A 12,023-nucleotide genomic window follows, 5' to 3' on the forward strand; every position below is an offset into this window, starting at 1 on the left:
GCCGGCACGAGGCTGGGCCGGCGCTACCGGCCGGCGTCGACGACGCAGAAGAGCGTGCCCGTCGGGTCGGCGAGCACGACGAAGTCCGCGTCGTCGGGGTAGTCCCACTCGACGCGCTCGGCCCCGAGCGAGACGAGGCGCTCGACCTCGGCGCGCTGCTCCTCCGCACCGTCCACCCAGAGGTCGAGGTGGGTCCGGTCCGTGCGGTCGAGGTGCAGGCGCGTGGGGCCGTCACCCCGCGGGGCGAGGAAGTCCGGGTTGGGTCCCCGGTCGTAGCCGAGCGCCTCGCTCCAGAACGCGCCGGCGCGCTCGGTGTCGGCGGTGCTGAGGACGATCGCTCCGATGCGGACCATGCCCGCGACGCTAGCCGAGGCGGGCGAGCACGAACGCCTGACCGTGTCGCTCGCGGCCGACCGGCTCGCGCACGAGCCGCGCCTCCTTGACGAACCCGGCGTCGGCCAGGGCGTCGAGCACCTGCTTCGGCCCGCGGTGCCACCGGACGAGCGACACGTCGTGGCCCCGCTCCCGCAGGCCCGCACGGCCTCGGCCAGCGCGACCGGCAGCTCGTTATCGGTGAGGTGGATCAGGCTGAACCAGAACACGACTCCGTCGACGGAGACGTCGGCGAGGGGCAGCTCGGTGAGCGCCCCCTCGTGCAGCTCGAGGTCCGGGTGGTCGCGCCGGGCCATCGCCAGCATCCCCGGCGAGAGGTCGACGCCGACCACCGAGAGGCCGCGGTCGACGAGGTACCGGGCGATGCGGCCGGTCCCGCAGCCGGCGTCGAGCACGTGCGCCCCGCCGCCGGCGACGACCCGCCCGACGAAGTGGTCGAGCATCGCGAGGTCGACCGGCAGCTCGGGCTCGGTCGAGGGAAAGGTCGCGGCGTAGTCCTCGACGATGGCGTCGTAGGCGGCGCGCACCTCGTCGCGGCGGCTCTCCAGGACGCCGCTCAGGCCAGGCGCTCGCGCAGGGCCGACGCGACGGCGTCCGGCGTCAGCCCGACCGCGTCGAGGACCCGTCCGCGGGAGGCGTGGTCGAGGAAGCGCTTGGGCAGGCCGAAGGTGTCGACGGGCAGCCCGAGACCGGCGTCGCGCAGCGCCTGGACGACCTGCGTCCCGATGCCTCCGACCACGACGTTGTCCTCGACGACGGCCACGCGCCCGGCGGCGCCGGCGAGCGACGCGAGGGCCTCCGGCACGGGCAGCGCCCACACCGGGTCGACGACACGCACGCGGTGCCCTTCGGCGGCCAGCTTCTCGGCTGCCGCGAGCGCGGTGGCGACCATCGACCCGATGCCGACGAGCAGCAGGTCGACGTCACCGTCGTCCGGCTCGGACAGCACGTCGACGCCGTCGACGGTGCGCACGGCGGTCAGGGGCTCCCCCACCGTGCCCTTGGGGAAGCGGACGACCGACGGCGCGTCGGCGATGTCGACGGCCTCGCGGACCGCGCGGGCCACCTGCTGGCCGTCGCGCGGCGCGGCGAGGTGCAGGCCCGGCACGACGCCGGAGATCGTCATGTCCCACATGCCGTGGTGCGACGCGCCGTCCGGCCCGGTGACGCCCGAGCGGTCGAGGACGACCGTGACGCCGGCCTTGTGCAGCGCGGCGTCCATGAGAAGCTGGTCGAAGGCGCGGTTGAGGAAGGTCGCGTAGACGGCGACGACCGGGTGCAGCCCCGAGAACGCGAGGCCGGCGGCCATCGTCAGGGCGTGCTGCTCGGCGATGCCGACGTCGAAGGTGCGCTCGGGGAAGCGCTCGCAGAACGGCTGGAGCCCGACGGGCATCATCATCGCCGCGGTGAGCGCGACGACGTCGGGGCGCTCCTCGCCGATCTGCACCATCGTGTCGGAGAACTCGTCGGTCCAGGAGCGGCCGGCGATCTCGAGGGGCAGGCCGGTCTCGGGGTTGATGACGCCGACGGCGTGGAACTGGTCGGCCTCGTCGGAGACGGCGGGGTCGTAGCCGCGCCCCTTCTGGGTGATGACGTGGACGAGCACCGGCCCGCCGAAGGCCTTGGCCTTGCGCAGCGCCGCCTCGACGGCCGGCTCGTCGTGGCCGTCGATCGGGCCGACGTACTTGAGGCCGAGGTCCTCGAACATCCCCTGCGGGGCGACGATGTCCTTGATGCCCTTCTTGACGCCGTGCAGCGTCTCGTACATCGCGCCGCCCACGACCGGCGTGCGCGAGACGTTGCGCTTGCCCCAGTCGAGGAAGCGCTCGTAGCCGCGGGTCGTGCGCAGCGTCGAGAGGTGGTCGGCGAGGCCGCCGCGGGTCGGGGCGTAGGAGCGCTCGTTGTCGTTGACGACGATGACGAGCGGCAGGTCCTGCTCGGCCGCGATGTTGTTGATGGCCTCCCACGCCATGCCGCCGGTCAGCGCGCCGTCGCCGATGACCGCGACGGTGTGCCGGTTGCGCTCGCCGCGCACGACGCGACCGGCGGCGATGCCGTGCGCCCACGACAGGGAGGTCGACGCGTGCGAGTTCTCGACGACGTCGTGCGGCGACTCGGCGCGGCTCGGGTAGCCGGACAGGCCACCCTCGGTGCGCAGGCCGGAGAAGTCGTGGCGGCCGGTCAGCAGCTTGTGGACGTAGGACTGGTGCCCGGTGTCGAGGACGACCGCGTCGTGCGGGCTGTCGAAGACCCGGTGGATGGCGATGGTCAGCTCGACGACGCCGAGGTTGGGCCCGAGGTGGCCGCCGGTGCGCGAGACCTGCTCGACGAGGAAGGCGCGGATCTCCGCGGCGAGCTCGGGCAGCCGGTCCGCGGGGAGCGCCTTGAGGTCGCGGGGGCCGGCGATCCGTTCCAGCAGGCTCACGGCGCCTACCTCCTCGTCCTGTCCTCGGGGTCCGGGTAACCCGACGAGTCTAGGTGCTGCGGGTGAGCCTCCCGGCACCCCGGGGCGGGGTGGGAAGGATCTCCACGAGACCTCCACGAACCGGGAACTCACCGGCCCTGCGGGACGCTGGGGATGGTTGAACCGTCCACCACCCGGTGGGCCCGACCCAGGAGGCTCCCTGTGCCCTCGTCGTCCCGCGCCCGCGCCCTCGCCGAGGTGCAGAAGACCCAGCGCGCCAAGGAGCGACGCTCCCGCCTCCTCGTCGTCGGCGGTGTCTCTCTCCTCGTGCTCGCCATCGTCGCGACGGTGGGCGTGACGATCTGGCGCGACACCTCCTCGCGCCCCACCCTCGACGCCGTCAAGAGCTACGACGACGTCAGCGCCAACCACGTGACGACCCCGGTCACCTACGCGCAGACCCCGCCCGTCGGCGGCGACCACAACCCGGTCTGGCTCAACTGCGGCGTCTACCCGCAGCCGGTGCCCAACGAGCTGGCCGTCCACTCCCTCGAGCACGGCGCCGTCTGGGTCACCTACCGCTCGGACCTGCCCGCGGCGCAGGTGCAGACGCTCGTCGACCGCGTGCCGGACACCTACATGGTCGTCTCCCCCGTCGACGGGCTGCGCGCGCCGGTCGTCGCGTCCGCGTGGGGCAAGCAGCTCGACCTGACCGGCGTCGACGACGCCCGCCTCGACGAGTTCATCCGCGAGTACCGGCAGGGCCCGCAGACGCCCGAGCCGGGTGCGGCGTGCACCGGCGGCAGCGACGGCACCCTCCCGCAGACCGGCGCCGGCGACCAGCCGACCTCGTGACGCCCGCCGCCCGTCCCCGCGGGGTCCTCGTCCTCGTCGCGGTCCTCGCCCTGCTCGTCGGTGTCGGCGCCACGGTGGCGGTCGGCCGCCTGGCCTCGACGTCCGAGGTCACCGACTTCGGCGCGGACGCCGGGTTCGCCCGAGACATGCAGACCCACCACCTCCAGGCCGTCGAGATGGCCTTCGCGGTACGCGACGACACCGACGACGAGGCCGTCCGCACGCTCGCCTTCGACATCATCACGAGCCAGCAGCAGCAGGCCGGGCAGATGTACGGCTGGCTCGTCCAGTGGGGCCTGCCGCAGACCGCCTCCCGGGCCCCGATGGCGTGGGTCGGCGGCGAGCACGCCGCCCACGGCGCCTCCGGCGACGGGATGCCGGGGATGGCGACGCCCGCCCAGCTCGACGAGCTGCGGGCCGCCCGCGGGGTCGAGGCCGAGCGGCTCTTCCTCCGGCTGATGATCGCCCACCACGAGGGCGGGGTGCAGATGGCCGACGCCGCGCTCGCCGACGCCCGCACCGACGAGGTGCGCACCCTCGCCGCCGCCATCCGCCGCGCGCAGACCGCCGAGATCACCCTGATGGAGCAGATGCTCGCCGAGCGCAGCTGAGCGCAGCTGAGCGCAGCTGAGCGCGAGCATCCGCGTCGTCACGGTGATGACGCGGACATCATTCCTGGACGCGGATACATCCGCGTCCCGCGCCAACAACCGCGTCACCGCAGTGACGCCCCGGCTCGTGGTCAGAGGCGGGGGACGAACTCGAGGCCGCGCAGGCCGTCGAGCAGGAGCCCCGCCGCACGCCGGGCGGCGACGAGGCGCACCCCCTCGCACTCGAGGTCGGCGAGCACCTGGGTGACCCCCTCGGGCCCGATGTCGTCGACGAGCGCGACCCGCACCTCGCGGTAGGAGGAGCGCATCGCGTCGAGCTGGGCGTCGAGGTGGCGCACGGCGAGCCAGGCGAGGGCGACCGGGTGGCGCCGCCACGCGGGGTAGAGCCGGTAGTCCGGCGGGCAGTGGTCGAGCAGCCACGCGACCGCCCGCTGCTCCCAGCCGTGGGTGCCCGGCGGTGGGACGCCCTGCGGCCAGCCCGGCGGTCCGCCCGCGCCGGTGGCCCCGGCGCCCGAGCGCTGGCGCACGGGCGCGGCCGGGGTGCCGGCGCGCAGCGGGGGCCCACCACCCGGAGCCGCGTCGTCGAACACGTGTTCGATCATAGCGATGCCGACCACATGGTGGACCCCGGTGGCGGGGATAATGGGGTGTTATACCTTGGACAACGAAACGTGATCGCCCCCTGCGTGAGGACCCCATGACCACCACCGACTCCACCCCGTCGCGCACCCTGCGCCCGCCCCGCACCGGGCGGTCCAACGGGCAGTGGGCCGTCGACGGCCGCGAGCCGCTCAACGCCAACGAGGTGTGGAAGCAGGAGGAGGGCGGCCTGTCGGTGCGCGCGCGCATCGAGACCGTCTACAGCCGCGACGGCTTCGGCTCCATCCCGCCGGAGGACCTCGCCGGCCGCTTCCGCTGGTGGGGCCTGTACACCCAGCGCCGCCCCGGCATCGACGGCGGCCGCACGGCTCAGCTGTCCGACACCGAGCTCTCCGACGAGTACTTCATGCTCCGCATCCGGCTCGACGGCGGGGCCCTGACCCTGCCCCAGCTGCGCGTCGTCGCCGGCATCTCGCAGGAGTTCGCCCGCGGCACGGCCGACATCAGCGACCGGCAGAACATCCAGTACCACTGGATCCGGGTCGAGGACATGCCCGAGATCTGGCGTCGGCTCGAGGCCGTCGGCCTCCAGACGACCGAGGCGTGCGGCGACACCCCGCGCGTCGTCCTCGGCAGCCCGCTCGCCGGCATCGCCGCGGACGAGGTCATCGACCCGACGCCGGTCATCGACGAGATCGTCTCCCGCTTCGTCGGGGACCCCGACCTCGCCAACCTGCCGCGCAAGTTCAAGTCGGCGGTCACCGGCCACCCGAGCCTCGACGTCGTCCACGAGATCAACGACATCTCCCTCGTCGGGGTCGTCCACCCCGAGCTCGGCGCCGGCTACGACCTCTGGGTCGGCGGCGGGCTCTCGACCGCGCCCCGCCTCGCCGAGCGCCTCGGCGTGTTCGTCACGCAGGAGCAGGCCGCCGACGTGTGGTTCGGCGTCATCCGGATCTTCCGCGACCACGGCTACCGCCGGCTGCGCACCAAGGCGCGCCTGAAGTTCCTCCTCGCCGAGTGGGGCCCGGCCGAGTTCCGCCGCGTCCTCGAGGAGGACTACCTCGGGTACGCCCTCCCGGACGGCCCTCCCCCGCCCACGCCGTCGACGCCGGGTGACCACGTCGGCGTGCACCTCCAGAAGGACGGCAACCACTACGTCGGCGCCGCCCCGGTCGTCGGCCGCGTCAGCGGTGACGTCCTCGCCGGGCTCGCCGACCTCATGGAGGCCGCCGGCACCGACCGCGTCCGCTTCACGCCGCACCAGAAGCTCGTCGTCCTCGACATCGCCCCGGACCGCCTCGACGGCTTCGTCGCGGGCCTCGAGGAGCTCGGGCTCTCGGTGTCCCCCAGCCCGTTCCGCCGCAACACGATGGCCTGCACGGGCATCGAGTACTGCAAGCTCGCGATCGTCGAGACCAAGGCGACGGCGGCCACCACCGTCGCGGCGCTCGAGCAGCGCCTCGCCGACGTCACGGCGTCGCTCGACACCCCCATCACGCTCAACGTCAACGGCTGCCCCAACTCGTGCGCCCGCATCCAGGTCGCGGACATCGGCCTCAAGGGCCAGCTCGTCACCGTCGACGGCGAGCAGCTGCCCGGTTTCCAGGTGCACCTCGGCGGCGGTCTCGCGTCGGCCGACCGCGACGAGGCCGGCCTCGGCCGCACCGTCCGCGGCCTCAAGGTGACCGCCGACGACCTGCCCGACCTCGTCGAGCGCCTGGTCCGTCGCTTCCTCGCCCAGCGCGAGGGCAGCGAGTCGTTCTCGTCCTGGGTCCACCGGGTCGACGAGGAGGAGCTCCGATGACCGCGACCGCCCGCACCTCCACCCGCCGCGACCCCGGCGCCCTGCGCGCCATCGCCGCCTCGGGCGCGCGCAAGCTCGGCCCCGACGCCGCGGCCGACGACGTCGTCGCCTGGGCCGTCGAGGCGTTCGGCGAGGGCCTGGCCGTCGCGAGCAGCATGCAGGACGCGGTTCTCCCCCACCTCGTCTCGCAGCACCTGCCGGGCGTCGACGTCCTCTTCGGCGACACCGGCTACCACTTCACCGAGACGTACGACACCCGCGACCGCGTCGCGGCCGAGCTGGACGTCACCGTCGTCGACGTCCGCCCGCGGCTGTCCGTCACCCAGCAGGACATCCGCGTCGGCCCGCGCCTGTTCGAGCGCGACCCGGCCGAGTGCTGCCGCCTGCGCAAGGTCGAGCCGCTGCGCGCGGCCCTGGCCGACTACGAGTGCTGGGCCACCGGCGTCCGTCGCGCCGACGGGCCCACGCGGGCCAACACCCCCGTCGTGACCTTCGACGAGACGTTCGGGCTGGTCAAGGTCAACCCGCTGGCCACGTGGACCTCCGACGACGTGACGACCTACGCCTTCGAGCACGGTGTGCCGGTCAACCTGCTCCTCGCGGACGGTTACCCGTCGATCGGCTGCGCCCCGTGCACCCAGCGCGTCGAGGCCGGCGCCGACGAGCGCTCCGGGCGCTGGGTCGGGTTCGGCAAGACCGAGTGCGGGCTGCACCCGGCCTGAGCCGGACCCCGTCCCGCGCGCTCAGGCGAGGAGCATCCCGGCGATCGCCGCGCTCATGAGGTTCGCCAGCGTCGCCGCCGCGATGGAACGCACGCCGTAGGTCGCGATCTCGGATCGGCGGTTCGGGGCCATCCCGCCGAGGCCGCCGAGGAGGATGGCCAGCGAGCCGAGGTTGGCGAAGCCGGTGAGGGCGAACGTGACGATCGCCTTGGTCTTCGCGCTGAACTCGTCGGCGACCGGGCCGAAGTTGCTGAAGGCGACGAACTCGTTGACGACCGTCTTCTGCCCAACGAAGCTGCCGGCGCGCACCGCCTCGTCCCACGGCACGCCGACGACGAACATCACGGGTGCGAAGAGCCAGCCGAGCAGCCGCTCGAAGGTGAGGTCGGGCTGCCCGAACCACCCGCCGACGGCGCCGAGCAGCAGGTTGACCAGGGCGATGAGCGAGATGAACGCCAGGAGCATCGCGCCGATGTTGGCGGCCAGCTTGAGCCCCTGTGCGGCGCCGTCGGCCGCCGCGTCGATGACGTTGACGTGCTCCTCCTCCTCGGGCTCGGGCGCCTCCTCCGGGGCGTCCTCGCCGTCGGCGACCCCGCCGCCCCCGGTCGCGACCCGCACCGGCACGCCGTCGGCGTCGACCTCCTGGCTCTCGGGCACGACGATCTTGGCCATGAGCAGGGCGCCGGGCGCCGCCATGAACGCGGCGGCGATCAGCTGGTCGAGCTCTGCGCCGAGCAGCGCGTACCCGACGAGGACCGACCCCGCGACGGTCGCGAGACCCCCGGTCATCACGGCGAAGAGGCTGGAGGTCGAGATCCGCGGGAGGTAGGGACGGATGACGAGCGGCGCCTCGGTCTGGCCGAGGAAGACGTTCGTCGCGGCGTTGACCGACTCGGCGCGCGAGGTGCCGAGGAGGACGTGCAGCCCCGAGCCGAGCACGCGCACCACCCGCTGGAGGACCTTCCAGTGGTAGAGCACGGACGTCAGGGCCGCGAAGAAGACGATGACCGGCAGCACCTGGAGCGCGAAGACCACCCCGTCCTCGGGCACGAGCGAGCCGAAGAGGAAGGCGATGCCCTCCTTCGAGGAGTCGATGACCGCCTGGACCGCCCGGGTCGCGGCGTCGAGGGCCGCGCGCCCCGGCGGGACGTAGAGGACGAGGACCCCGAAGAGCACCTGCAGGCCGAGGGCCGCCGCCACGGTCCGCGGGCGGATGGCCCGGCGGTCGGTCGAGATGGCCACGGCGGCCAGCAGGAGGGCGGCCATCCCGCCGAGTCCCCAGAGCACGTCGAGCACGGTCGGTCCTTCCGTCGTGCCGGGCAGGACCTGTCCCCCGCCGCGGCCGGACGGTCACGCTAACAAGCGGGCCTGCGCGCCGGTCAGCCCACCTCGACGTCGATGCCGTCGGGCGCACGCACCGCACGCACCTGGCCCTCGGCGTCGACCTCGACGTCCAGCAGACCGTCGCCGAGGCGCAGCCCCCGCACGTTCAGTGCCCCGAACGGGGCGTCCGGGAGGGGCGAGAGGTGGAGCCGGCCGGCCGGCACGTCGGCGCGCAGGCCGAGGACCGTCGTCACGAGCGCGCCGGCGCTCGCCGCCGCCCACGCCTGCGGGCGGCAGCTCGCCGGGTAAGGGGCTGGACGGCCGAGCACGGGGTCCGCGCCGTAGAGCTCGGGCCAGCGGTAGCCGCTCGCGGAGGACACGTCGACGAGGGCCCGGGCCACCCGGGCGGCGGTGTCGCGGAACCCGGCTCGCGCGAGGCCCAGGCCGCAGATCGCGGTGTCGTGGGTCCACACCGAGCCGGTGTGGTACCCGATCGGGTTGAAGGCGGGGTTGTCGCGCGCGAGCGTCGAGATGCCGAGCGGGCCGAGCAGCTCGGGGCTCGCGAGGGCCGCCGCGACCCGCGCCTCGCCCACCGCACCGAGCGTGCCGGTGCCGAGGACGTGCCCGATGTTGCTGCCGAGCCCGTCGACCGGCGCGCCGTGGCCGTCGAGCGCCATCGCGAGGATGCGGCGCCCCCCGGTGTCGGACCAGAACGACGTCTCGACGCGGGCGGCGAGGGCCTCGGCCCAGGAGCGCCAGCGCCCGCCGTCGGCGCCGAGCACCTGCTCGAGCAGGTCGGCCGCGGCGCGGGCCGCCTCGACGGCGTAGGCCTGCGTCTCGACGAGGGCGATCGGGCCCTCGGCGATACGCCCGGCGGCGTCGCGCATCGAGTCGCCGGAGTCCTTCCAGCCCTGGTTGGCCAGGCCGGTGCCGGTCTCGTCGAGGTAGCGCAGGAAGCCGTCGGGGCTGCCGTCGGCCGCACGCTCCATCCAGCCGAGCGCCGCGTGCAGCGCGGGCGCGAGCTCGCGGACGACCGCGGCGTCCATGCCCCACCGCCAGGCGTCGTGGAGCAGGCAGACCCAGAGCGGGGTCGCGTCGACCGTGCCGTAGTAGGTCGTCGGCAGCACCATGCCTCCCTCGCTGCCGAACGCGGTGCGCCGGATCTCGTGCGGGATCTTGCCGGGCGCCTCGGCGGTGACGGGGTCGTCGTGCCGCCCCTGGCGCCGGGCGAGCGCGCGCAGCGTGCCGCGGGCGAGGTCGGTGCCGAACGGGAGGGAGAGCCGCGCCGCCCACACGGCGTCGCGGCCGAAGAGGGTGAGGTACCACGGGGTGCCGGCCCCGGCGAAGACGTCGTCGGGGGCGAGCGGGTCGCGCATCGCGAGGTGGCGCAGGTCCTCGAGGCCGTCCTGCACGGTGCGCGAGAACCGGGCGTCGTCGGCCTCGACGTGGACGACGTCGAAGCCGAGCGCGTCGGACCCGGCGTCGGCGTCGAAGGCCGTGGTGGCGAGGCGGCGGGCGGCGACCTCCGCGACGACGGTCCGTGCCCCCGCGGGCGGGACCTCGAGCGACCACCGGAGCGACGCGTCGGCTCCGTCGGCCGACACCTGCGCGCCCTCACCGCGGACGGTCACCGCGTGCCGTTCGTCGCACCAGGAGGCGACCTCGTCGGACACGGCGACCGGCAGCGGACGGGGTTGTGCCACACCGTGCTTGATGTCGTGCAGGTCGGCGCCGTCGCCGGCGACCAGGAGCTCGACGACGCAGCGCACGGGCTCGGCCGAACGGTTGCGGACCTCGACGGTCTCGGTGAGGCCGTCGTCCGTCAGCACCCGGTGACGGGCGACCTCGACGGTGGGGTCGGGCCCCGGGTCGCCGAGGTGGCGGGCGACGGCGAGGGTCTCGGACGAGCCGCCGCGGCTCGCCGCGACGACCGGGGTCGGGGCGAGCCCGTCGACCCGGAGGACGAGCCGGTGCACCACACGACGGTCGTCGACGAGCAGGCCGGTGGCCTCGCCCCCCTCGCACCCGGCGTCGACGTCGCCGCTGCGCGCAGCCAGGCAGGTCACCGGTCCCCGGACCGCCACCTCGAGCTCGTGGAGCCACGGCTGGCGCGAGCGCTCGGGGTCGACGGCGGCCTCTTGACTTCCGGTGTCAGGTCGATGCACAGTGACGACCCTATCCATTTGATCGTTCAAATCAACCGTCGTCACGATCGTTTGAACGTTCACAGGCGCAGGACCCTCGACGAGGAGGACCGATGACCCCGCAGCCCGGCGACGCCGACCGCGTGACCATCCACGACGTCGCCCGCGCCGCCGGCGTGTCGCGCCAGACCGTGAGCAACGCGGTCAACAACCCCGAGCGGGTCCGCCCCGACACCCTCGAGCGGGTGCGGGCCGCCATCGACGAGCTCGGCTACCGCGCCTCCAGCTCCGCCCAGTCGCTGCGCAGCCGTCGCGCCGGCGCCGTCGGCATCGAGCTGCACACGCTCGGCGCCCACAACGCGACCACCGCCCCCGTGCTTACCGCCCTGAGCATCGGCGCCGCCCGCCACGGCTGCCACATCGTGCCCTTCGGCTCGCAGTCCGGGCACCCGATGCTCGAGGGCTACCGCTCGATGTGGGCCGGTCGGCTCGTCGACGCCTTCGTCCTCGCCGAGACCCACCACGGGGACCCGCGCCCGCCGTGGCTCGAGGAGCAGGGCATCCCCTACGCCACCTTCGGCCGGGTCTGGGACGACCCGACGTTCACCCGCTGGGTCGACGTCGACGGCGGCGCCGGCACCGAGGACGCCGTCCGGCACTGCCGCGACCAGGGCTACGAGCGCGTGGCGTTCCTCGGCTGGCCGGCGGGCTCGGTCGTCGGTGACGACCGGCGCAGCGGCTGGGCCCGGGCCTGCGCCGACGCCGGCGGTGTCGCCGGCCCCGACGCGGTCGCCGAGCAGGACCTCGACGACGCCACGGCCGCGGCCACCGCGCTGCTCGAGCACCTCTCCCCCGGCGACGCCGTCGTCTGCGCCTCCGACGTCCTCGCCCTCGGCGTCCACCACGCCCTGGTCCGACGCGGCCTCGAGCCCGGTCGCGACGTCGGCGTCGTCGGCTTCGACGGCTCCGAGACGGCGACGATGCACCACCTCACCTCGGTCGCGCAGCCCTTCGAGGCCATCGCCGAGACCTGCCTCGACCTCGTGAGCGCCGCTCTCGAGGGCTCTCCACCGCCGGAGCACGGCTCGCTGCTCCGGCCGACCCTGACCACCGCCCGCAGCACCCGGGCCTGACCCGGCCACCCCCCGCGCACCACCCCGACGA

10 protein-coding genes are annotated in these 12,023 nt (G+C 74.4%); 5 read left to right on the forward strand and 5 right to left on the reverse strand.

Annotated elements, in window-relative coordinates; translation table 11 throughout:
• Nucleotides 1-23: 23 nt before the first annotated feature.
• Nucleotides 24-920 (reverse strand): methyltransferase domain-containing protein, encoded by an 897-nt coding sequence (locus LG324_RS13270; protein ID WP_404348583.1) that lies wholly within the window; start codon nt 918-920, stop codon nt 24-26.
• A gap of 29 nt (nt 921-949) precedes the next feature.
• A complete protein-coding gene (gene dxs, locus LG324_RS13275) occupies nt 950-2,818 on the reverse strand; it encodes a 1-deoxy-D-xylulose-5-phosphate synthase (protein WP_404348585.1) in 1,869 nt (622 codons plus the stop codon).
• A 201-nt stretch (nt 2,819-3,019) separates the two neighbouring features.
• Between dxs and LG324_RS13280 the strand changes: the two genes are divergently transcribed.
• Together LG324_RS13280 and LG324_RS13285 are read left to right on the forward strand one after the other, a co-directional pair.
• On the forward strand, nt 3,020-3,652 hold the full coding sequence (locus LG324_RS13280; RefSeq protein ID WP_030529012.1) for a DUF3105 domain-containing protein: 633 nt from the start codon (nt 3,020-3,022) through the stop codon (nt 3,650-3,652).
• On the forward strand, nt 3,649-4,263 hold the full coding sequence (locus tag LG324_RS13285) for a DUF305 domain-containing protein (protein WP_404348587.1): 615 nt from the start codon (nt 3,649-3,651) through the stop codon (nt 4,261-4,263). The genes LG324_RS13280 and LG324_RS13285 overlap by 4 nt, the downstream gene beginning before the upstream one ends.
• Before the next feature lie 131 nt (nt 4,264-4,394).
• On the opposite strand, the gene LG324_RS13290 is transcribed toward LG324_RS13285, so the two are convergent.
• A complete protein-coding gene (locus LG324_RS13290; RefSeq protein WP_242525614.1) occupies nt 4,395-4,853 on the reverse strand; it encodes a hypothetical protein in 459 nt (152 codons plus the stop codon).
• A 107-nt stretch (nt 4,854-4,960) separates the two neighbouring features.
• Here LG324_RS13290 and LG324_RS13295 point away from each other — a divergent pair, with 107 nt between their 5' ends.
• Nucleotides 4,961-6,670: a nitrite/sulfite reductase gene (locus LG324_RS13295; protein ID WP_404348591.1), complete on the forward strand. Its 1,710-nt coding sequence runs from the start codon at nt 4,961-4,963 to the stop codon at nt 6,668-6,670.
• A complete protein-coding gene (locus LG324_RS13300; protein WP_404348593.1) occupies nt 6,667-7,392 on the forward strand; it encodes a phosphoadenylyl-sulfate reductase in 726 nt (241 codons plus the stop codon). The genes LG324_RS13295 and LG324_RS13300 overlap by 4 nt, the downstream gene beginning before the upstream one ends.
• 21 nt (nt 7,393-7,413) lie before the next feature.
• On the opposite strand, the gene LG324_RS13305 is transcribed toward LG324_RS13300, so the two are convergent.
• Both LG324_RS13305 and LG324_RS13310 read right to left on the reverse strand, forming a co-directional pair.
• Nucleotides 7,414-8,688 carry a NupC/NupG family nucleoside CNT transporter gene (locus LG324_RS13305; RefSeq protein WP_404348595.1) on the reverse strand — a complete coding sequence of 425 codons (1,275 nt, stop codon included), beginning with the start codon at nt 8,686-8,688 and terminating at the stop codon, nt 7,414-7,416.
• Nucleotides 8,689-8,771: 83 nt separating this feature from the next.
• Entirely contained in the window at nt 8,772-10,880 is a 2,109-nt protein-coding gene (locus LG324_RS13310) for a glycogen debranching N-terminal domain-containing protein (protein WP_404348597.1), read from the reverse strand.
• Nucleotides 10,881-10,972: 92 nt separating this feature from the next.
• Between LG324_RS13310 and LG324_RS13315 the strand changes: the two genes are divergently transcribed.
• Nucleotides 10,973-11,992, forward strand: a complete 1,020-nt coding sequence (locus LG324_RS13315; protein ID WP_207021652.1) for a LacI family DNA-binding transcriptional regulator — start codon at nt 10,973-10,975, stop codon at nt 11,990-11,992.
• Nucleotides 11,993-12,023 lie beyond the last annotated feature (31 nt).

Origin of the sequence: Phycicoccus jejuensis, from assembly GCF_044797865.1 — a bacterium.
GTDB classification, from domain to species: Bacteria; Actinomycetota; Actinomycetes; order Actinomycetales; family Dermatophilaceae; genus Phycicoccus; species Phycicoccus jejuensis.